21 protein-coding genes and 1 pseudogene are annotated in these 19,362 nt (G+C 74.9%); 12 read left to right on the top strand and 10 right to left on the bottom strand.

All coding sequences use genetic code 11. The annotated features are described in order from the left end of the window. The first annotated feature begins 5 nt into the window (after positions 1 to 5). From ACQUFX_RS21305 to ACQUFX_RS21295, 3 genes are all read left to right on the top strand, one after another. Positions 6 to 587, top strand: a complete 582-nt coding sequence (locus ACQUFX_RS21305) for a DNA-3-methyladenine glycosylase I (RefSeq protein WP_428962088.1) — start codon at positions 6 to 8, stop codon at positions 585 to 587. Between the two features lie 13 nt (positions 588 to 600). Further along, positions 601 to 1,230: a hypothetical protein gene (locus ACQUFX_RS21300; RefSeq protein WP_428962087.1), complete on the top strand. Its 630-nt coding sequence runs from the start codon at positions 601 to 603 to the stop codon at positions 1,228 to 1,230. A gap of 113 nt (positions 1,231 to 1,343) precedes the next feature. Continuing rightward, complete coding sequence (locus ACQUFX_RS21295) at positions 1,344 to 2,096, top strand: SDR family NAD(P)-dependent oxidoreductase (RefSeq protein WP_067359356.1); 753 nt, start codon at positions 1,344 to 1,346, stop codon at positions 2,094 to 2,096. 37 nt (positions 2,097 to 2,133) lie between these two features. On the opposite strand, the gene ACQUFX_RS21290 is transcribed toward ACQUFX_RS21295, so the two are convergent. Further along, entirely contained in the window at positions 2,134 to 2,919 is a 786-nt protein-coding gene (locus ACQUFX_RS21290) for an enoyl-CoA hydratase/isomerase family protein (RefSeq protein WP_428962086.1), read from the bottom strand. Between the two features lie 3 nt (positions 2,920 to 2,922). Beyond that, positions 2,923 to 3,741, bottom strand: coding sequence for a PaaX family transcriptional regulator (locus ACQUFX_RS21285; protein ID WP_428962085.1), 819 nt, complete (start codon positions 3,739 to 3,741; stop codon positions 2,923 to 2,925). A gap of 189 nt (positions 3,742 to 3,930) precedes the next feature. On the opposite strand from ACQUFX_RS21285, the gene ACQUFX_RS21280 reads away from it, so the two are divergent. Beyond that, on the top strand, positions 3,931 to 4,098 hold the full coding sequence (locus ACQUFX_RS21280; protein WP_007455245.1) for a DUF3117 domain-containing protein: 168 nt from the start codon (positions 3,931 to 3,933) through the stop codon (positions 4,096 to 4,098). A gap of 155 nt (positions 4,099 to 4,253) precedes the next feature. Continuing rightward, the gene (locus tag ACQUFX_RS21275) at positions 4,254 to 5,729 is read left to right on the top strand and encodes a leucyl aminopeptidase family protein (RefSeq protein ID WP_428967028.1); all 1,476 of its coding nucleotides are present in this window, start codon (positions 4,254 to 4,256) and stop codon (positions 5,727 to 5,729) included. Positions 5,730 to 5,775: 46 nt separating this feature from the next. On the opposite strand, the gene ACQUFX_RS21270 is transcribed toward ACQUFX_RS21275, so the two are convergent. Continuing rightward, positions 5,776 to 6,384: an O-methyltransferase gene (locus ACQUFX_RS21270; RefSeq protein WP_067359450.1), complete on the bottom strand. Its 609-nt coding sequence runs from the start codon at positions 6,382 to 6,384 to the stop codon at positions 5,776 to 5,778. Positions 6,385 to 6,929: 545 nt separating this feature from the next. Here ACQUFX_RS21270 and ACQUFX_RS21265 point away from each other — a divergent pair. Then, positions 6,930 to 8,204 carry a S1C family serine protease gene (locus ACQUFX_RS21265; protein ID WP_428962084.1) on the top strand — a complete coding sequence of 425 codons (1,275 nt, stop codon included), beginning with the start codon at positions 6,930 to 6,932 and terminating at the stop codon, positions 8,202 to 8,204. Between the two features lie 75 nt (positions 8,205 to 8,279). Next, positions 8,280 to 8,720 carry a Sec-independent protein translocase family protein gene (locus tag ACQUFX_RS21260; RefSeq protein WP_428962083.1) on the top strand — a complete coding sequence of 147 codons (441 nt, stop codon included), beginning with the start codon at positions 8,280 to 8,282 and terminating at the stop codon, positions 8,718 to 8,720. 143 nt (positions 8,721 to 8,863) lie between these two features. Here the strand turns inward: ACQUFX_RS21260 and ACQUFX_RS21255 are convergent, their stop codons facing one another. The 3 genes from ACQUFX_RS21255 to ACQUFX_RS21245 form a co-directional block, all read right to left on the bottom strand. Next, positions 8,864 to 10,009: an Mrp/NBP35 family ATP-binding protein gene (locus ACQUFX_RS21255; RefSeq protein ID WP_428962082.1), complete on the bottom strand. Its 1,146-nt coding sequence runs from the start codon at positions 10,007 to 10,009 to the stop codon at positions 8,864 to 8,866. Positions 10,010 to 10,175: 166 nt separating this feature from the next. Continuing rightward, positions 10,176 to 10,757 carry a DUF1003 domain-containing protein gene (locus tag ACQUFX_RS21250; RefSeq protein WP_428962081.1) on the bottom strand — a complete coding sequence of 194 codons (582 nt, stop codon included), beginning with the start codon at positions 10,755 to 10,757 and terminating at the stop codon, positions 10,176 to 10,178. Next, entirely contained in the window at positions 10,750 to 12,036 is a 1,287-nt protein-coding gene (locus tag ACQUFX_RS21245; protein WP_428962080.1) for a magnesium transporter MgtE N-terminal domain-containing protein, read from the bottom strand. The genes ACQUFX_RS21250 and ACQUFX_RS21245 overlap by 8 nt, the downstream gene beginning before the upstream one ends. A gap of 33 nt (positions 12,037 to 12,069) precedes the next feature. Between ACQUFX_RS21245 and ACQUFX_RS21240 the strand changes: the two genes are divergently transcribed. After that, positions 12,070 to 12,939 (top strand): PhzF family phenazine biosynthesis protein, encoded by an 870-nt coding sequence (locus tag ACQUFX_RS21240; protein WP_428962079.1) that lies wholly within the window; start codon positions 12,070 to 12,072, stop codon positions 12,937 to 12,939. A 152-nt stretch (positions 12,940 to 13,091) separates the two neighbouring features. Beyond that, positions 13,092 to 13,556 (top strand): hypothetical protein, encoded by a 465-nt coding sequence (locus tag ACQUFX_RS21235; protein WP_396890420.1) that lies wholly within the window; start codon positions 13,092 to 13,094, stop codon positions 13,554 to 13,556. Positions 13,557 to 13,589: 33 nt separating this feature from the next. Here ACQUFX_RS21235 and ACQUFX_RS21230 read toward each other — a convergent pair. Next, positions 13,590 to 14,276, bottom strand: a pseudogene (locus ACQUFX_RS21230) (HAD family hydrolase); the annotation flags it as partial. 85 nt (positions 14,277 to 14,361) lie between these two features. Between ACQUFX_RS21230 and ACQUFX_RS21225 the strand changes: the two are divergent. Next, entirely contained in the window at positions 14,362 to 15,327 is a 966-nt protein-coding gene (locus tag ACQUFX_RS21225) for a DMT family transporter (protein WP_428962078.1), read from the top strand. Between the two features lie 151 nt (positions 15,328 to 15,478). Continuing rightward, positions 15,479 to 15,901: a VOC family protein gene (locus tag ACQUFX_RS21220; protein WP_428962077.1), complete on the top strand. Its 423-nt coding sequence runs from the start codon at positions 15,479 to 15,481 to the stop codon at positions 15,899 to 15,901. A 176-nt stretch (positions 15,902 to 16,077) separates the two neighbouring features. Here the strand turns inward: ACQUFX_RS21220 and ACQUFX_RS21215 are convergent, their stop codons facing one another. Both ACQUFX_RS21215 and ACQUFX_RS21210 read right to left on the bottom strand, forming a co-directional pair. Then, positions 16,078 to 16,908, bottom strand: coding sequence for an SDR family NAD(P)-dependent oxidoreductase (locus tag ACQUFX_RS21215; protein WP_428967027.1), 831 nt, complete (start codon positions 16,906 to 16,908; stop codon positions 16,078 to 16,080). 281 nt (positions 16,909 to 17,189) lie between these two features. Further along, entirely contained in the window at positions 17,190 to 17,702 is a 513-nt protein-coding gene (locus tag ACQUFX_RS21210; protein WP_428962076.1) for a DUF4190 domain-containing protein, read from the bottom strand. A 117-nt stretch (positions 17,703 to 17,819) separates the two neighbouring features. Here ACQUFX_RS21210 and ACQUFX_RS21205 point away from each other — a divergent pair, with 117 nt between their 5' ends. After that, on the top strand, positions 17,820 to 18,725 hold the full coding sequence (locus ACQUFX_RS21205) for an SDR family NAD(P)-dependent oxidoreductase (protein ID WP_067359342.1): 906 nt from the start codon (positions 17,820 to 17,822) through the stop codon (positions 18,723 to 18,725). A gap of 33 nt (positions 18,726 to 18,758) precedes the next feature. Here ACQUFX_RS21205 and ACQUFX_RS21200 read toward each other — a convergent pair whose 3' ends face one another. Next, the gene (locus tag ACQUFX_RS21200; RefSeq protein WP_428962075.1) at positions 18,759 to 19,280 is read right to left on the bottom strand and encodes a DUF4190 domain-containing protein; all 522 of its coding nucleotides are present in this window, start codon (positions 19,278 to 19,280) and stop codon (positions 18,759 to 18,761) included. Between the last annotated feature and the right edge of the window lie 82 nt (positions 19,281 to 19,362).

Raw genomic sequence — 19,362 nt, 5'->3', positions numbered from 1 at the left:
CACCCGTGACTGACCTGGTGACCGGTGCCGACGGGCTGCCCCGCTGCGGGTGGGGGGCGGGCACCCCGGACTACGTGACCTACCACGACGAGGAGTGGGGCCGGCCGCTGCGCGGCGACGACGCCCTCTTCGAGCGGATCACCCTGGAGGCGTTCCAGTCAGGGCTCTCCTGGCTGACCATCCTGCGCAAGCGGCCGGCGTTCCGGCTCGCCTTCGACGGGTTCCGGATCGAGACCGTCGCCGGCTACGGCGAGCCCGACGTCGAGCGGCTGCTCGCCGACGCCGGCATCGTCCGGAACCGGGCCAAGATCGAGGCAGCGGTCCACAACGCCCGCGCCGCGCTGGCCCTGCCGGACGGGCTCAGCGCGCTGCTGTGGTCCTTCGCCCCGCCACCCCGGACGGCCCGGCCCCGCTCGGGCGCGGAGGTGCCGGCGCTGACCGCAGAGTCCACCGCGCTGGCCAAGGAACTGAAGCGGCGCGGGTTCCGCTTCGTCGGGCCGACCACCGCGTACGCGCTGATGCAGGCCACCGGGATGGTCGACGACCACCTGGCGGGCTGCCACGTCACCGCCGTCCCGGCGGCGTGATGGGATTGACCCCATGACGGACACCGACCACCGTGGCACCGGCCGGCACCGGACGGCCGACGACCTCGGCGGCGCCGCCTGGGCGGTGCTGCTCCCGGCCGACCGCTACGACGCCGAACGCCTGGTGCACCACGACACGCTGGAGTTGACCGGCCCGGACGGCCCGGCCCGCCCGCGCCCCGGCGACCCGGTCGCGGTGCTGGTCGACGAGCCGCCCCGGCTGGTGGCGCTCGGGCGGGTCGCCGGGGCGCCCGGCCAGCGGCGGGAGGACCCGGACGACCCGCAGTCGGAGGTGACGCCGGCGTCGCTCGTGGTGTCGTACACCCGGCGGGCCTTCGACGAGCCGGTGCCGCTGCCCGGGGTGGTCCTCGACGCGCCGGTCAGCGCCCTGGCCCCCGGCGCCTGGCAGGACCTGGCCGACCGGCTCGGGCCACCGCCGGAGCGGCGGACCTGGCTGGTCAGCCTGGACCTGCCGATCGAGGCGGCGACGGCGGCCGAGGCGGTCGGCCTGTTCTGGTCGTACGTGCAGGAGCTGGGCCCCCGGGAGCTGCCCGCCTACGTCTCCCCGTCCGGCGACGAACTGGCCATGCAGGCCTTCGTCCTCGGCGCCGAAGCCAACCAGGACCCCGAAGAGGACGACTGACCCCCCGCCCCGCCGCCCCCCTGGCGTGGGGCGGCAGGTTTGGGTGGGGGTGGTCGGGTTAACCGGGTGCGCGGGGGTCGGCACCGGGTCGGGCCTGTGCGGGAGGGGGACCGATGCGGTTTCGGGACAGGGTCGTGTTCGTCACCGGTGGTGCCTCCGGGCTCGGGGCGGCCACCGCCCGGCGGTTCGCCGCCGAGGGCGCCCGGGTGGTCATCGCCGACATCGACACCGGGCGGGCCGAGCAGGTCGCCGCCGACCTGCCGGACGCCCTCGCGGTCACCGTCGACACCGGCGACGCCGCCTCGGTCGAGCAGGGCGTCGCGGACGCGGTCGGGCGGTACGGCCGGCTCGACGTGATCTTCAACAACGCCGGCATCGACGGCCGGCAGCAGGTGCTGCACGAGATGGACCTGGAGAACTGGGAGCGGGTCCGCAGGATCAACGGCGACGGGGTCTTCTACGTCCTCAAGTACGGCATCGAGGCGATGCTGCGCGGGGGCGGCGGAGCGATCGTCAACACCTCGTCGACCGCCGGGCTGACCGCCCAGGACAACATCTCCCCGTACACCTTCACCAAGGCCGGGGTGGTCGGCCTGACCCGGTCCGCCGCCGTGGAGTACGCGGCGCGCAACATCCGGGTGAACGCGGTGGCGCCGACGGTGGTGATGACCCCGCTGGTGGAGAACTTCATCCAGGGTGCCCCGGACCCGGCGGCGATGCGCGAGCGGATGGAGTCGTTCAACCCGAAACCGGGCATCCCCACCCCGGACGACGTGGCCGGGGTGGTGCTCTTCCTCGCCTCCGACGACGCCGCCTGGATCACCGGGCACACCGTCCCCATCGACGGCGGCTACGTGGCCCGCTGAGGCCCCCGTGAACCGGGGCCCCGGCCGGTGCGCCGCCTCAGCGGCCCTCGAAGACCGGCTTCCGCTTCTCCACGAAGGCGTGGGTGGCCGCGTGGTGGTCGGCGGTCGCCCCGCAGATCGCCTGCGCCTGCGCCTCGGCGGCCAGCGCGTCGGTGAGGGTGCCGGCGTCGGCGATGGAGAGCTGCCGCTTGATCGCCCCGTACGCCACGGTCGGGCCGGCGGCCAGCCGGGCGGCCAGCTCCTGGGCGGTGGGCAGCACCTGCTCGTCGTCCTCGACCAGCCGGGTGAGCAGGCCCAGCCGGCTCGCCTCCGCCGCCGGCACCGGCTCGGCCAGCATCAGCAGCTCGACCGCCTTGGCGTGACCGACCAGCCGGGGCAGCGTCCAGGAGGCGCCGGTGTCCGCGGCGAGCCCCACCCCGGCGAAGGCCATCAGGAAGCGGGTCTTCGGGCCGCCGATCCGGAAGTCGGCGAGGAGGGCCAGCGACGCGCCGGCCCCGGCGGCCATCCCGCGCACCGCCGCGACCACCGGCTTGGGCAGGTGGGCCAGCCGGGCCGCGATGGGGTTGTAGTGCGCCAGGACGGTGGCCAGCGGGTCCGGCCCGGCCAGGGCGGTGACGTGCTCGCGCAGGTCCTGCCCGGCGCTGAACGCGGTCCCGGCCCCCGCCAGCACCACCGCCCGGCAGGTGCGGTCCTGCTCCAACTCGGTCAGGGCCTCCCGCAACGCCTCCTTGAGGGCCACGTCGAGCGCGTTCAACGCGGTCGGGCGGTTCAGCGTCAGGGTGACGACGGCGTCGGTGCGGTCGACGAGCAGGGGCTCGGTCACGGGCTAACGACCCTTCTGTCGGGGGAGGCGGGTCCCGGCGTCGAGGCACTGCTCGACGTACCGGTCGGCGGCCGGCCGCAGCCGGGCCGCGTGCCGGTCGAAGAAGCTGGCCGCGCTGGTGCCGGGCCACTTCTCGGGCAGCAGCGCCGGGGGCAGCTGCGGGTCCCGGAACAGGAAGGTACGCCACGCGTGCACGAGCTGGAACCGGGCCGCGTACGCCTCCTCGTCCGGGCTGCGCACGGTCACCCCGGTCAGCAGCGGACGCTGGTCGGCGACGAACCGCTCGTACGCCCGGCCGATCTCGGTCAGGTCCCAGGCGCGACGGACCAGGCCCATCGCGCCGGGGGTGCCGGCGGCGTGGGTGGCGGTGAACCGCTCGTACCGGACGCCCGACTCCTCCAGCAGCAGGTCGACGTCGTCCGCGGTCCGGGTCGCCACCCAGGTCTGTTCGTCCAGCGTGCCGTACCCGAGGAAGGTCAGGTTGGCGGCGAGCCGCTGCCGGTCACGGCGGCCGGTGGGCGGTTCGAGGACGAGCAGATCGAACCGTCCGTCCCAGTTGATCCGGCCCGTCCGGTAGATCCGGGCTGCCGCTTCGTCCAGTCGCCGGGCGGCTTTCGGTGTGATCGAATACCCCGGCCCGGAGGAGAGCCGGAGCGGGTCGAGCCACCCCTGCCGGACCATCCGGGAAACGGCGGTTCGCACCGCCGGTGGTGCAATTCCCAGCGGTGCGAGCAGCTTGACCAGGGAAGCGACCGGTGCGCGGCCACCCCTGGTCCGTAGGTGGTCGCCGTACAGGTCGAAGAGTGCCGACCGTGCCTGCATGACCGCACATTGTGACAGGGCTTCCCAAGATATGCTAGACGCTGTTACATCCTTGCTGCGTCAGTTTGGGTCCGGCGGTGTTCATCAGGGAAAATCGTTGGTCGACACCCCGCGAAGGCTGCGGTGGTCATTGCGATGGAGGCTGTGGGGCAACCCACCGACCCTGGTGTAGGTCTGAGGGGAGACAACATGGCGGCGATGAAGCCGCGGACGGGCGACGGTCCGCTGGAAGTCACCAAGGAGGGCCGGGGCATCGTCATGCGGGTCCCGCTGGAGGGTGGTGGCCGGCTCGTCGTCGAGATGACTCCCGACGAGGCCAATGCGCTCGGTGACGCGCTGAAGGCAGCCGCGGGCTGACCGAGGCACGGTCCGGGCGGCCGTCGTCGTGCGGACGGTTCGCCAACCCCTGAGCCACCGGTGACCGCCGGTGGCTCAGGGTTCTTCATCCTCATCCAACCGGACGTGGGGCGCGGTGCGTGCGTTCCCACGCGAATCTGGAGGTACGGACCAGCGTGCTGGCCTTCCGCCTGGTGGCCGAGCCCGACCGGCTCGACACCCTCGTGCTGCCCATCCGGCCCGACGCGGCGGACCGCGACGACACCCCCGGGGCGGTGCTGCCGCCCAGCACGCTGGTCCTGCCCGACGAGGTGCACGCCGAGGTCGACGCCCTGATCCCGGCCGCCCGGTGCACCGGCCGGGCGGGTGAGTCGGCGACCCACCTGCGGCTGGCGCAGGCCCCCGGCCGGCTGCTGCTGATCGGCGTCGGCGACGGCGACGAGGCCGGCTGGCGGGCGGCCGGGGCCACGCTGGCCCGGTCCGCCGCCGAGCAGGAGCACGTCACCGTGGCGATGCCGGCCGACGCCGCCGCCGAGGCGGTCCGTGGGCTGGTCGAGGGGCTGCTGCTCGGCTCGTACCGGTTCCGGCTCACCGAGGCCGGGAAGCGGCCGGCGCTCGCCGCCGTCGACATCGTGGTCGCCGACCCGGCCGCCTGCGCCGACGCCGCCGAGACCGCCACCGTCACCGCCCGGATGACCCGCCTCGCCCGGGACCTGACCAACACCCCCTCCTCGACGAAGAACCCGCAGTGGTTCGCCGAGCAGATCGAGGCCGCCGCCACCGGCCAGCCCGGCCTGCACCTGCGGGTCCGCGAGCCCGACGAGCTGGCCGCCGAGGGGTTCGGCGGGCTGCTCGCGGTGGGCACCGGCTCGGCCAGCGGCCCCCGCCTGCTGGAACTGGGCTGGCAGCCGCCGGACGCCCGCACCCACGTGGTGCTGGTCGGCAAGGGCATCACCTTCGACACCGGCGGGGTCTCCATCAAGCCCCTGGCCGGCATGAAGCTGATGCGCAAGGACATGGCCGGTGGGGCCGCCGTCGCCGCCGCCACCCTGGGCGCGGCGGCGCTGGGCCTGCCGGTCCGGGTCACCACGCTGGTCCCGCTCGCCGAGAACATGGTCAGCGGCCGGGCCTTCCGCCCCGGCGACGTGGTCCGCCACTACGGCGGCCTGACCAGCGAGACCACCAACTCCGACGCCGAGGGCCGGCTGGTCCTCGCCGACGCCATCGCGTACGCGGTCGCCGAACTCGCCCCCGACCTGCTGGTCGACCTGGCCACGCTGACCGGGGCCAACGCCGTCGCCCTGGGCCCCCGCACCGCCGCGCTGTACAGCGAGAACGACGACCTGGCCGGCGCGCTGGTGGCGGCGCTCGGCGCGGCCGGGGAGAAGGCCTGGCGGATGCCGCTGGCGGCCGACTACGTGGAGTACCTCGGCAGCGAGATCGCCGACCTGTACAGCGCACCGACCCAGGGGGGCGGCTCGGTCACCGCCGCGCTGTTCCTCCGCGAGTTCACCGGGGACCTGCGGGAGCGCTGGGTGCACCTGGACATGTCGGCCCCGTCCTGGGCGGGCGGCGACGACGCCGAACTGACCAAGGGCGCCACCGGCTGGGGCGTCCGGGGCCTGCTGCGCTGGCTGGCCACCCTCGACTGACGGCGGGCCGGGTCGGGCCGCCGGCCCGACCCGGCTGACCAGCGGATCAGCAGCGTACGGCGGCGAGCAGACCGTGGCCGACCGGCAGCAGGGCCGGGATCCAGTGCTCGGACTCCCGGATCGCCTTGATCGACTCGCGGACGGTCACCGTCTCCGCGTCCCGGGCGGCCGGGTCACCGATCCGGCCACCGGCCAGCGCGCCGTTGAGGACGAGCACACCCCCCGGCCGGAGCAGCCGCAGGGCGGCGTCCACGCAGGCGTTGAAGCCGGTCGCCTCGGCGTCCACGAAGACCAGGTCGTACGCCCCGTCGGCGAGCCGGGGGAGCACGTCGAGCGCCCGGCCCGTGATGATCCGGGTACGCCCGGCGGGGAAGCCGGCCTGGGCGAAGATCCGGCGCGCGATCCGCTGGTGCTCCACCTCCACGTCGATGGTGGTCAGCACCCCGTCGGGACGCATCCCGCGCAGCAACCAGACACCGCTGACGCCGGTACCGGTGCCGATCTCCACCACCGCGCGGGCGTTGCCGGCGGCGGCGAGCAGCCGCAGCGCCGCCCCGGCGCCCGGGGTGACCGCGTCGACCCCCACCTCCAGGGCGAGACTGCGGGCGGTCCGCGCGACGATGTCCTCGGTGACGTACGACTCGGCGAACTGGATGCTCTGGGCCGTCGAACTGCCGGAACCGGCGACCGTGGCGATGGGACACCTCCGGGCGGCGAGAGTGGTGCAGGGGTGGGTTGGCGCTATGAGCCTAGAGGCGGGCGCAAACGGGTGCCGCCGGGGCGGTCCCAGCCGCAACCGCTGACCCCATCCGGCACATCCGTGCAATCCTGGAAGCGGTCTCCCGTCGGCCGCGACCGGCCCGGCTCGTCGCCGGGACGCGCGGTGGGGGACCGGGGACGGAAGTGGGAGGCACCGACGTGACCGACGGCTGGGACTGGCGCCAGCCCGGGGGAACTCCGGCACCGGCGGGACCGCCGGCAGCCGGGGCCCCACCGGCAGGGCCGCCGACGGGGCCGCCGACCGAGGGCGGGACGCCTCCGGCGGCGGAGGCACGACTCAGGCCGACTCCGTCGGCACCACGCTACGGCCCGGCTCCGTCCGCAGCCGGCTACGGCCCGGCTCCGTCCGCAGCCGGCTACGGCCCGGCGTCGTCGGCAGCGTCCGGCTACGGCCCGGCGGCAGCGTCGGGGCACGGGCCGGTGCCGGGCGGGTACCCGGCCGGCGGGGTCTCCCCGCTGCCGCAGGCCGCCCCGGTGACCTCGGGTGGACCGGTCTCGCCCTGGTGGTCCGACGCGCTCGCCGACCCGTGGCGGGACCCGGCCGCGCCCACCGCCGTGGTGGTGCGGACCCCGCCGGCCGGCGGCACCGAACCGGAACCGGTCAGCGATCCGGACGCCCCGGGTCGGCTCACCCTGCGGCACCTGCTGTTCATCCCGCTGATCACCGCCCTGCTCGCGGGCAGCCTGGGCGGGGCGATCGGGTACGCCTTCGCGGTGCGGGGCGGGGCCGGGACCGCCACCGTGCTCGGCGCCGGTTCCGCCGAGCCCCCGGCGCTGGCCCAGCGCCGCCCGGAGTCGCTGGCCGGGGTCGCCGAACGGGTCCTGCCCAGCGTGGTGACCGTCCGGGTGAGCGGCCTCGGCGGCACCAGCGAGGGCTCCGGCTTCGTGGTCAGCGCCGACGGCCACGTGATCACCAACGACCACGTGGTGGCCGGTGGGACGGGCCGGGCGTCGGTGGTCTTCCACGACGGCAGCACGGCCTCGGCCACCCTGGTCGGCCAGGACCCGGAGTCGGACATCGCGGTGATCAAGGTGGCCCGGACCGGCCTGCGCCCGGTGGAGTTCGGCGACTCCGACGGCCTCGCCGTGGGGGATCCGGTGCTCGCCGTCGGCTCGCCGCTGTCGCTGGCCAACACGGTCACCGCCGGCATCGTCAGCGCCCTGGACCGGACCATGCAGGCGGGCGAGCCGGGTGGCCCGGTGCGCTACTACGCGGCCATCCAGACCGACGCCGCGGTCAACCACGGCAACTCCGGCGGGCCGCTGGTCGACGGGGCGGGCCGGGTGATCGGGGTCAACTCGACGATCAAGTCGCTGGTCGCCGACGGGCAGGAGGCGGGCAACATCGGCCTCGCCTTCGCCATCCCGATCAACCAGGCCAAGCGGGTCACCCAGGACATCATCGGCACCGGCAAGGCCCGCCGTACGGTGATCGGGGCCCAGGTCGGTGGCCCGGGTCAGGCCACCGGCGCGGGCGTACGCCTGGCGGCGGTGGAACCGTCCGGCCCGGCGGCCGGCGCGGGGCTGCGCTCCGGCGACATCATCCTCAAACTGGCCGGGCGGCCGATGAACGAGCCGACCGACCTGATCGCCATGGTCCGCAAGTTCGCCCCCGGCTCGGTCGTGACGGTGGAGTACCGGCGTGGATCGAGTCGCCAGAACGCCTCGGTGACGCTGGCGGCGGACGCCAAGTAGCGACCGGTCACCCCCTCCCCGACCGGCCCCTGACGTGCGTAGTCTTGCGGAGACGCCGATGAGGAGGCCCGCGCAGTGTTCGAGAACCTGAACTGGTGGGAGATCGGTGCGCTACTGCTGCTGGCGCTGCTGATCTTCGGTGACCGGCTGCCCCAAGTGATCAGCGACGGCCTGCGGATGGTCCGTAACCTGCGCAACATGGCGAGCACCGCCACCACCGACCTGAGCCGGGAGCTGGGCACCGACATCAAGCTCGAGGACCTGCACCCCAAGGCGTTCATCCGCAAGCACCTGATCTCCGAGGAGGACGAGCAGGCGATCCGCAAGCCGTTGCAGACCGTCTACGACGACCTCCGCGCGGACGTCACCGGCGTGCACAACGAGCTCAAGGAGGTGGCCTCCGCCGCCGACCTGCGCTCGACCGGCGGCACCTCGACCACCACGTCGAGCGCCCCCGCCGCCGCGCCGGCCCCGACGCCCGCCCCCCGGGCGCGCAGCTACGACGACGCCACCTGACCCCCGCCGCACACGTTCCCAGGGGTACGGCAGGCCGCGCGGAAACGACAGCCTGACGGCCTCCCGCAGCGCAGACGGCGCGGCCGGCGTACCCGGTGTCGGGTCGCCGGCCGCGGACGTGCAGACGGTGGATCAGCGGTGGGTCAGCGACCGGCCGGCTTGAGCCCGAGCGGCTTGCCGAGCAGCGACTCCCGCCGGAGGGCGAGCCGGTCGGCGACCTGCCCCAGCGCCCGGGCGGCCGGGGACTCCGGCTCGGCCAGCACGATCGGGGTGCCCCCGTCGCCGGCCTCCCGGACCCGGGTGTCGAGCGGGACCTGGCCGAGCAGCGGCACCTGCGCGCCGATCGTCCGGCTCAGCGAGTCGGCCACGGTCTGGCCGCCGCCCGCGCCGAAGATCTCCATCCGGGAGCCGTCCGGCAGCTCCAGCCAGGACATGTTCTCGATGACGCCGACGACCCGCTGGTGGGTCTGCAACGCGATCGCGCCGGCCCGCTCGGCCACCTCGGCGGCGGCGGCCTGCGGGGTGGTCACCACCAGGATCTCCGAGTTCGGCAGGAGCTGGGCCAGGGAGATCGCCACGTCGCCGGTGCCCGGCGGCAGGTCGAGCAGGAGGACGTCCAGGTCGCCCCAGTAGACGTCGGCGAGGAACTGCTGCAACGCCCGGTGCAGCATCGGGCCGCGCCACACCACGGCGGCGTTGCCGGCGGTGAACATCCCGATCGAGATCACCTTCACGCCGTGCGACTCCGGCGGCATGATCATGTCCTCGACCCGGGTGGGGCGGCCGTCCGCCCCGAGCATCCGGGGCACCGAGTGGCCGTAGATGTCCGCGTCGACCACGCCGACGGAGAGCCCCCGGGCGGCCAGCGCGGCGGCCAGGTTCACCGTCACGCTGGACTTGCCGACGCCCCCCTTGCCGCTGGCGACCGCGTACACCCGGGTCCGGGAGCCGGGCTGGGCGAACGGGATGACCGGCTCGGCGGCCCCGCCCCCGCGCAGCTTCGCCTGGAGCTCCTGGCGCTGCTCCTGGCTCATCACCCCGAACTCGATCTCGACACCGGTGACGCCGGGCACCGCGCCCACGGCCTCGGTGATGTCGGACCGCAGTTTGTCCTTCAGCGGGCAACCGGCCACGGTGAGCAGCAGCTCGACCCGGACCACGCCGTCGTCGCCCACCTCGGCGGAGCGGACCATGCCGAGGTCGGTGATCGGCCGGCGGATCTCCGGGTCGTTGACGGTGGCCAGGGCGGCCTGGACGGCGTCCGCGACGGTGCTGACGGGTGCTGACATGACCGCAATGCTACGTCGGCGGCCGGCCGGGCCGTCCCGACCGGGGCACGGGTGTGAGCGAAATCGACATCGGCCGAGGGATGGACGGCTCTGCCCAACCAGTGGGACGATCGGGGGTGGGCGCCGCCCGCCTGGCCCCTTGAGGCAGGCGGCGTCCGCGATCCGGTCAGTCGCCGTCCAGCTCGTCACGGGGCTCGTCGAGGCCCTCCCGGCCGCCGGCGCGGTGGGTGACCCGGTCCTGCTGCCGGCGGTCCAGCCGCTGCCGCCGCTCGTTCGCCTCGTCCAGCTCCTCGGCCAGCCGGGTCAGCTCCGAACGGAGGAAGTCCCGGGTCGCCACCTCACCCATCGCGATCCGCAGCGCCGCGATCTCCCGGGCCAGGTACTCGGTGTCGGCCTTCTGCATGGTCGCCCGCCGCCGGTCCTCCTCCAGCGCCACCCGGTCCCGGTCCGCCTGCCGGTTCTGCGCCAACAGGATCAACGGCGCGGCGTACGACGCCTGCAACGACAACACCAGGGTCAGGAAGGTGAAGGTGTACGGGTCGAAGCGCCAGTCCGGCGGGGCCAGGGTGTTCCAGCCCAGCCAGATGCCGATGACGATCGTCATGTAGACGATGAACATCGCCGTACCCATGCCCCGGGCGATCCCCTCGGACCAGCGCCCGAACGCCTCCGGGTCGATCCGGGGCAGGCGGATGCCCCGCGGCTCGCGCGGCTGGTCCAGCCGCTGGGGCCGACGCTGCTCAGTCATCGGCACCGTCCCGGGCCGGGCCGGTCAGGACGCCCTCCACCGGGGCGTCCCGGTCCCGCCAGTCCGGCGGCAGCGACTGGTCCAGCACGTCGTCCACGGTCACCGCGCCGACCAGCCGGTTGTTCTGGTCGATCACCGGCATGCCGACCAGGTCGTAGGTGGCCATCCGGCGGGTGATCTCCGGCAGCGGGGTGGCCGGGCGCAGCGGGTCGATGTCGTTGACCACCAGCCCGCCGAGCAGGTCCGCCGGGGGCTCCCGGAGCAGCGCCTGGAAGTGCACCATGCCCAGGTACCGCCCGGTCGGGGTGGTCATCGGGGCGCGGGTGACGAAGACCTGCGCGGCCACGGCGGGGGAGAGCTGCTGCTCCCGGATCCGGGCCAGCGCCTCGGCCACCGTGGCGTCCGGCGGCAGGATGACCGGCTCCGAGGTCATCACGCTGCCGGCCGTACCCGGCGTGTACTTCAGCAGTTGCCGCACCGGGTCGGCCTCACCCGGGCGCATCAGGTCCAGCAACACGTCCTGCTCCGGCGGGGACAACTCGTTGAGCAGGTCGGCGGCGTCGTCCGGGTCCATCTCCTCCAGCACGTCGGCGGCGCGTTCCCGGTCGAGCGCGGCGAGGATCTCCACCTGGTCGTGCTCGGGCAGCTCGCTGAGCACGTCCGCGAGGCGCTCGTCGTCCAGGGCGGCGGCCACCTCGTTGCGCCGGGCGTCCGGCAGGTCCTGGAGGGCGTTGGCCAGGTCGGCCGGGCGCATGTCCTCCAGCACGGCGAGGAGGTTGGCGGTGCCCCGGGCGTCGGCGATCCCGGTCAGCCCCCGGACCCGGTCCCACTCCACCTGGTGCAGGTGACCCCGACGGGCCAGCCGGCCGGCCTGCTCGCGGACCGCGACCCGGCTCAACGACCACTCCCCGCCCCGGGAGCACTCCATCGCCACGTCGACCACCGTGCCCGCCTGCCCGCCCGGGTCGAGCTGCACCCGACGGTCCAGCATCTCCTCCAGCACCAGCAACTCGTTGGGGCGCTTCTCGAACCGGCGCAGGTTGAGCGTGCCGCTGCCCAGCACCACCGCGTCGGCGTCGATCGAGGTGATCCGGTTGATGGAGAGGAAGATCCGGCGCCGCATCGGCATCTCGGCCACCAGCCCCACCACCTCGGGCGGGCGCTGGGTGGCGCGTAGCCGGGCGACCGCGTCACGGACCCGACCCACCTGGTCACCGTTGGGGTCGAAAACCGCCACCCCGGCGAGACGGGCGAGGTAGACCCGGTTCGGCGTACTCACGGCCACCAGCCTAAGCGCCTAGTGTTTGTCAGCATGTCGACCTTGGCCTACGAGATCGTGGACGTCTTCACCGACCGGCCCTTCGCCGGCAACCCCCTGGCCGTGGTGTTCGGCGCCGACGGGCTCGCCGCGGAGCAGATGCAGGCGCTCGCCCGGGAGTTCAACCTGTCCGAGACGGTGTTCGTGCTGCCGCCGACCCACGTCGGGGCCACCTACCGGGCGCGGATCTTCACCCCCGCCGCCGAACTGCCCTTCGCCGGGCACCCCAGCGTCGGCGCGGCGGTCACCGCCAGCCGCCGGGGCCTGTTCGACGGGGGGCAGGTCACCCAGGAGTGCGGCGCGGGGGTGCTGCCGATCGAGGTGACCGGCGACAGCGCCACGCTGACCGGCGGCATCCCCACGCTCGGCCCCGAGCTGGACCCGGAACCGCTGCTGGAGATGGCCGGGCTGACCGCCGACGACCACGCCGGCCCGGCGCCCCGGGTGGCCGGCTGCGGGCTGGAGTTCCCGTACCTGCCGGTCCGCCCGGACGCGGTGGCCCGGGCCCGGGTGAACACGGCGGCGGCACAGCGGTACGGCGTGGAGCATGTCAGCGTCTTCTCCTGGAACGCCGAGGCGCAAACCGCACACGCCCGGGTCTTCGTCCCCGGGCTCGGGGTGCCGGAGGACCCGGCGACCGGTTCGGCCGCGCTCGGGCTGGGGGTCTGGCTGGTGGCCAGCGGCCTGCTCCCCGGTGACGGCCGCTCCGCGTACCTGGTCCACCAGGGCGTCGAAATCCACCGCCCGTCGTCGCTGGCCTGCACGGTCACCGCCGCCGGTGGCACGGCGCTCGGCGCCACCGTCACCGGCCAGGTCGTCCCGATCGCCCGGGGTGAGATCGTCGTCCCACCCTTCCTCGGCTGAGGTGCAAGGAAGGGCCCCCTGTTAACGCTTGCGGTAGAGGAAGGGGCCCCTGTTAACACTCGGGGCCGACAGCGCCCCGGCCGGTACGGGAGGATGCACGGGTGACTGACGAGCTGGCCGGGCGCAGCACGACGCCACTGGTCGACGAGGCGATGAAGAAGGCCGCCGTGGCCTGGGTGAACGTGCCCGGCGGCCCGGCGTACGCGGTGTGGTGCCTGCCCCTGGAGGGCGCCCTGTTCGTGGTCAGCGGGCCGGGGGAGCAGCGCGCCCCCGGGCTGGCCGACGCCGACCGGGCCGAGGTGACCCTGCGGGGTGACCACGGCGGTCGGATCGTGACCTGGCCGGCCCGGGTGACCCGGGTGCGACCGGGCACCGACGCCTGGGAGACGGCGGCTCCGCTGGTCGCGGCGAAGCGGCTGAACGCCCCCGGTCCCACCGCCGACCTGGTGGCGCGCTGGGCCGCCGAGGGATGCGCGTTGAGCCGGCTGTCACCGGAGGGGGAGCCGGTCGCCGGGGACGCGTTGCCGGACGGCTCCCTGGCCGAACCGCCACGGGACGCCCCGCCGGTCCGGGCGACCCGCCGGCCGTTCCGGCTGCACCGGGTCCGGCGTCGCTGACCCGGCGCCACTCCGGCCGCCGCCCCCACCGCCCGGCGCGGGGGTGACGAGGTCGACGACCTCGGCCAACGATCGCAGGACCGGGCCGGGCCAGGCCTGCTCGGGGTTGAACACCAGGTGCCCGGCCAGGTCGGGCGCGGCCAGCCGGAACGCGGTCAGCCCGGCCCGTTGCGCCCCGGTCAGTTCCTGGCTGCCGCCGTCCCCGACGTACAGGCAGCGTTCGGGTGGCAGCCCGAGTCGGCGGCAGGCGGCCAGGTAGAGCGCCGGGTCGGGCTTGCAGCGCCCGAACTGCACCGAGAGCACCCGGACGTCCAGCAGTGGCGCGACCGCCAGGTGGGGCAGGAAGGCGGGCAGCTCGTGGGTGCAGTCGCTGATCAGGCCGGTACGGATGCCCCGACCGCGCAACGCGGCCAGGGTGGACACCGCGTCGGCCCGGAGCCGGGTGTCGGCCCGTACCGCCCAGTGCCGGGTCACCATGGCCGCGCGTAGCGCCCCGTCGGACGGGCGGACGCCGGCCTGGGCGCAGACCCAGCGCAGGGTGGCCTCCGCGCCGCCCAACCGCCCGCTGGCGCGTTCGTAGAAGGTGCGGTCCAGCACCTCGACCAGCCGGTCGGTGGAGCAGCCGAGCAGCTCCGCGGTGCAGCGGTGCGCGGGACCGCGCTGGACGGGATGAGTGAGGGTGCCGAAGAAGTCGAACAGCACCGCCTGGAATCTGGGCATGCGAAAGGGCTCCGGGCGTCGAGGGGGAGGGTCGCCGGACGCGAAAGATCGTAACCGAGCGGTCGCCCTCCGTGTCGTGTGAGGATTGCACTCCGTGCCATCCGCGCAATCCCGCCCGCCCCTCGACCCCGTGACCACGGGGGCGCTCGCCCTCGCCGTCATCGCGGTCTCCTCCTCGGGTCCGCTGGTCGTGTTCGCCGCCGTCCCGGCGCTGGCGGTCGCGTTCTGGCGGAACCTGCTGTCGTTGGCCGTCCTCGGGCCGTACTCCCTGGTCCTGCGGCGGCGCGAGTTCCGTGCCCTGGTCCGCGGGCCGGGCCGGCGGGAGGGGTTGTTCTGCGTGCTCTCCGGGGTGGCGCTCGCCGCCCACTTCGCCACCTGGATGCCGAGCGTGCAGCTCACCTCGGTGGCGGTGGCCACCGCCCTGGTCGCCACCCAGCCGGTGTGGCAGGGCGTGATCGCGCGGGTCCAGGGCCGCCGGCTGCCGGGCCTGGTCTGGGCGGGCATCGGCCTGGCCGTGGCCGGCGCGGTCCTCGCCTCGGGCGCCGACTTCGGCGTCTCCGCGCGGGCCTTCGCCGGGGACCTGCTCGCGGTGGCCGGCGGCCTCTTCGCGGCGATCTACACCGCTCTCGGTGAACGCGCCCGGGTCAGCATCAGCACCACCACCTACACCACCATCTGCTACGGCGTCTGCGCGCTGATCCTGCTGGTGGTCTGCCTGGTCGGCGGGCTGCCACTGGCCGGGTACGACCCCGCCGCCTGGGCCGCCATCCTCGCTCTGGTGGCCGGCGCCCAACTGCTCGGGCACTCGATGTTCAACTACGCGCTGCGGCGGGTCTCGGCCACCACGGTCAGCGTGCTGATCCTGCTGGAGGTGCCGGGCGCGGCCCTGATCGCCTGGGTGTGGTTGGGGCAACTGCCCCGGCCGCTGGCCCTGCCGGGGCTGGCCCTGCTGCTGGCCGGGGTCGTCGTGGTGGTCGTCGGCAGCGCCCGCGCCGGCCGTCGGGTCCAGCCGGTGGCGGTCCCGGCGGATCCCGCCCCGCTACGCGACTGACCCGCCGCCGCGCTGCCGACGGCCCACCGCCGCCCCGACGCCGGCCCGCGAGCGGCCCACCGGCCTCCCGCCGACCGCCCGAGAGCGGTTCGTGCCGCCCGCCGCAGTCCGGCGGCGCGAATCTGTCAGTCGGGCCGGTTACGGTACGTCCATGGCGTACGACTTCCAGGTCACCATCGACGCGGCCGATCCGCACCCTCTCGCCGACTGGTGGGCGGAGACGCTCGGCTGGGAGGTGGAGCCCTCCGACGAGGCGTTCATCCGCCGGATGATCGAGCAGGGCTGGGCCGGCGAGGAGGACACCACCGTGCACCGTGGGGTGCTGGTCTGGCGGTCCGGCGCCGCGATCGTGCACCCGGAGTCCGGCCAGCGGGTGCTCTTCCAGCAGGTTCCCGAGGCCAAGACGGTGAAGAACCGGGTCCACCTGGACGTCCGGGTGGGGGCCGACCGGGTCGAGGCCGAGCTGGCACGGCTGACCGGACGCGGGGCGACCTTCCTGCACCGGGGGCAGCAGGGGCCGCAGTCCTGGGCCACCCTCGCCGACCCCGAGGGCAACGAGTTCTGCGTGGCCTGACCCGGCCCGGATGCCGCCCCGCCGGCCCCGGGCCAGCATCGTCGGCCCGGGGCCAGCCCCGCCGTGCCGGTTCGGCCAGCACCGCACAGCCGGCGAACCGGGTCCAGCACCGCCGTGCGGTCCAGTCCGGCCCCGCCGTGCCGGTTCGGCCAGCACCGCCGGGGCGGTCCGGGCGCTCAGCCGGGGAGGCCCACCGCTCGGGCGCTGGCCGTCCAGAGGCGCGCGGCCAGGTCCGGGTCGGTCGCCTTGCGGAAGGCGCGGTGCCGCCGCCGGTTGTAGTGGTACCCGCCGTTGGTCAGCCGGGCCGGGTCCTGGCAGGCCAGCCAGAGCAGCGTCTCCGCGCCCCGCTCGGGGGTGCGGAAGGGCAGCACCCGCATGCCGAGGGCGACCAGGGGGCTGTCCGACCCGAACCGGGTCCGCACCACGCCGGGGTGGAAGGAGTACGCCGGCACGTCCGGCCAGCGCCGGGCCGCCTCGGCGGCGAAGAGGATGTTCGCCTGCTTGCTGGTGCCGTACGCGCGCATCGGCCGGTACCGGTGCAGAGCGGCGTTGAGGTCGTCCGGGTCCAGGACACCGCTGCGGTGCGCCCCGGAGGCGGTCACCACCATCCGCCCGACCCGGTCGGCCAGCAGGTTGCTGAGCAGGAACGGGGCGAGGTGGTTGGCCTGCATGCTCAGCTCGAACCCGTCGACGGTACGGACGGGCCGCAGCACGATCGCCCCGGCGTTGTTGGCCAGCACGTCGATCCGATCGTACGCGGCGCGCAGCCGCTCGGCGAGCCCGCGTACGTCGTCGAGGACGGCGAAGTCGGCGCGGAACAGATCCGGCTGCTCGCCGGCCGCCTCCCGGACCTGTTCCCCGGCGGCCCGCAGCCGGGCCGGGTCCCGCCCGACCAGCGCCACCCGGTCGCCACGGCGGGCCAGGGCCACGGCGGCGGCGAGCCCGATGCCGGAACTGGCCCCGGTCACCACCACGAGCCGCTGCCGCTGCCCAGTGAGATCTTCCACAGGTCCGTCCACCCCGGTCATGGCGTGAGGCTACCGTGACGTCACCACCGCCCCTGCGCTCGTCACGTCCGGTCGGTCACCGTCGTCCCCTCCCCTGGGTCCAGCGCGCCGGCGGACGCTGGAAGGAGCGCGGCCATGACCACCGCCGGACGTCCCCGCCGGTCCCGCCTCGCGGTGCCGGACTCCAGCGTCAGCATGCTCGGCAAGGCCCAGGGGCCGGCGACCCGGACCCGCCGGAAAAGCCACGGCCCCCGACCCCTCCGGCGGCGACCGCCGGAGGATCAGGGAGAGGTGCTGCTGGACGAGGCGATCGCGAAGATGATCGCGGCCACGTAGAAGAGCACGCCCAGCACCATCAGCGAGGTGAGGATCCAGCCGACGATGATGGCGGCCTTCGCCATCCCCTCGCCACCCTCGCCGGTCTGCCGGATCTGCTTCTGCGCGACGTGCCCGAGGATCGCGCCGACCGGCGCGGTGATGCAGGAGGCGAAGCCGACCAGGGCGAGGATCAGGGCGGCCACCGCCATGTTGTTCGTACGGGGGGTGGGCGGGCCGTAGCCGTAGCCGGGCGCGGCGTACGGGGCCGGACCGGCCACCGGGTAACCGCCCGCGGGGTACCCCGCCCCGCCCAGGTACGGGTCGGCCGGCGCGTACGGGTCCTTGCCCACCGGCTCGGCGAAGGGCTGGCCGGAGGCGTGGTACAGGGGATCGGCCGGGGGTGTCGACTGTGGCTGCTGGGGCGAGGCCGACCAGGTCGGGTCCGGCCAGTTGTCGGGAGGCGAGGGGTTCGTCATGTTCTCTCCGTCACGTGCGGCTGCGCCGTCAGGGTAGCCAGCCACAGGCAAACCCCGATCACCGCGCCACCGGGTGCCGCGTTGCCCACGCCGTCCCGACCGGGCAGGATCGCGGTCATGGCGATTGACGCGCGGGCCGGGGAGCGTTCCGGCAGCCGACCGAGGCGGGACGCGAGCCGTCCCGGCTTCGCCCGGCGCACCCGGGCCACGGGCCCGGCGGGCGGGCCGGGACACGACGAGCCGGTGCCGCTGCCCGACCCGGTGACCATGCGGCTCGACGGGAAGGTCGCCCTGGTCACGGGGGCGGGCAGCGCGGACGGGATCGGGTACGCGACCGCGCGTCGTCTCGCCGACCTCGGCGCCCGGGTGGCGATCGTCTCCACCACCCGGCGGATCCACGAGCGGGCCGGCGAACTGGGGGTGACCGGTTTCGTCGCCGACCTGACCGACGAGTCGGAGGTCGGCGCCCTCGCCGACGCGGTCACCGAGCAGCTCGGCGACGTCGAGGTGCTGGTCAACAACGCCGGCCTGGCCAGCCGGGCCAGCCCGGAGGTGCTCCGCCCGGTGGCCCAGCTCAGCTACGACGAGTGGCGGGGCGAGATCGACCGGAACCTGACCACCGCCTTCCTGTGCAGCCGGGCCTTCATCGGCGGGATGGCCGAGCGGGGCTGGGGACGGATCGTGAACCTGGCCGCCACCGCCGGTCCGGTCAACGCGCTGCCCACCGAGGCGGCGTACGCGGCGGCGAAGGCGGGGGTGGTCGGGCTGACCCGGGCGCTGGCGATGGAGATGATCGCCGACGGGGTGACCGTCAACGCGGTCGCCCCGGGGACGATCCACACCGCCGCCTCCACCATGGCCGAGATCAAGCAGGGGCTCGGCACCCCGGTCGGCCGCCCCGGCACGCCCGACGAGGTGGCCGCCGCGATCACCTTCCTCTGCTCGCCGGCCGCCTCGTACATCACCGGGCAGATGCTGGTGGTCGACGGCGGCAACAGCGTCCGGGAGTCCGAGTTCCGCTGACCCGTCCGCCGGGTCGCGGCGGGGCGGGCCGGATCAGCGGTACGAGCCGGTGCCGCTGTCGGTGCCGGCCCAGACGAGCAGGGCGATCCAGCCGACACAGGCGAGCACGTACAGCGCGGTGAAGGCGTAACCGAGGAACAGTCCCCAGGTGGCGAGCTGGTCGCCCGCCTCGCCGGTGCGGCGGATCTGCCGCTTGGCGACGTGCCCGAGGACGACCCCGGCGGGGGCGAAGACGAAGGCGAAGACCAGCGCCAGGATCGCGGCCACGTTCGTCCCGTGCCGGGGCGGCTCCGGTGGCGGCCCGTACTGCCCGTAGGGCACCTGTGGGGCGTACGACGGCTGGTGGCCGTAGTGCGTGCCCGACTCGGTCGCGTGCGGCCCCGCGCCCGGGTACGACCCCGACCCGGCCCAGTCGGGGGCCGGCTCCCACCGGGGGCCCGGATCGGCCGGTGGCGCCCCGAGACCGGGTGGCAGGGGCGGCTCGTACGGCGACGGCGGCTGCTCCGCGCCGGCCGGTTCGGGGCCGGGCCGGTCGGGCGGCGGTGGTTGGCTCATCGGTTCACCCCTTGCGGCGTACGACCTGTGGCGACGGGCCCTCCCCTGCCGGACGCTACCGGGCGCGGTGGAGCTTGTCAGG

It is taken from the genome of Micromonospora fluostatini, from assembly GCF_050410825.1.
Lineage (GTDB): Bacteria > Actinomycetota > Actinomycetes > Mycobacteriales > Micromonosporaceae > Micromonospora > Micromonospora rosaria.
Note: the sequence above shows the minus strand (reverse complement) of the source record. Positions and strands in the feature narration are given on the sequence as shown.

What these genes read in the sequence shown, in the direction of transcription:
- ACQUFX_RS21250 (WP_428962081.1), bottom strand. Translation starts at nt 10,757, where the DNA reads ATGACTGAGCAGCGTCGGCCCCAGCGGCTGGACCAGCCGCGCGAGCCG.
- ACQUFX_RS21295 (WP_067359356.1), top strand. Translation starts at nt 1,344, where the DNA reads ATGCGGTTTCGGGACAGGGTCGTGTTCGTCACCGGTGGTGCCTCCGGG.
- ACQUFX_RS21205 (WP_067359342.1), top strand. Translation starts at nt 17,820, where the DNA reads ATGGCGATTGACGCGCGGGCCGGGGAGCGTTCCGGCAGCCGACCGAGG.
- ACQUFX_RS21240 (WP_428962079.1), top strand. Translation starts at nt 12,070, where the DNA reads ATGTCGACCTTGGCCTACGAGATCGTGGACGTCTTCACCGACCGGCCC.
- ACQUFX_RS21280 (WP_007455245.1), top strand. Translation starts at nt 3,931, where the DNA reads ATGGCGGCGATGAAGCCGCGGACGGGCGACGGTCCGCTGGAAGTCACC.
- ACQUFX_RS21255 (WP_428962082.1), bottom strand. Translation starts at nt 10,009, where the DNA reads ATGTCAGCACCCGTCAGCACCGTCGCGGACGCCGTCCAGGCCGCCCTG.
- ACQUFX_RS21220 (WP_428962077.1), top strand. Translation starts at nt 15,479, where the DNA reads ATGGCGTACGACTTCCAGGTCACCATCGACGCGGCCGATCCGCACCCT.
- ACQUFX_RS21235 (WP_396890420.1), top strand. Translation starts at nt 13,092, where the DNA reads ATGAAGAAGGCCGCCGTGGCCTGGGTGAACGTGCCCGGCGGCCCGGCG.
- ACQUFX_RS21210 (WP_428962076.1), bottom strand. Translation starts at nt 17,702, where the DNA reads ATGACGAACCCCTCGCCTCCCGACAACTGGCCGGACCCGACCTGGTCG.
- ACQUFX_RS21285 (WP_428962085.1), bottom strand. Translation starts at nt 3,741, where the DNA reads ATGCAGGCACGGTCGGCACTCTTCGACCTGTACGGCGACCACCTACGG.
- ACQUFX_RS21200 (WP_428962075.1), bottom strand. Translation starts at nt 19,280, where the DNA reads ATGAGCCAACCACCGCCGCCCGACCGGCCCGGCCCCGAACCGGCCGGC.
- ACQUFX_RS21300 (WP_428962087.1), top strand. Translation starts at nt 601, where the DNA reads ATGACGGACACCGACCACCGTGGCACCGGCCGGCACCGGACGGCCGAC.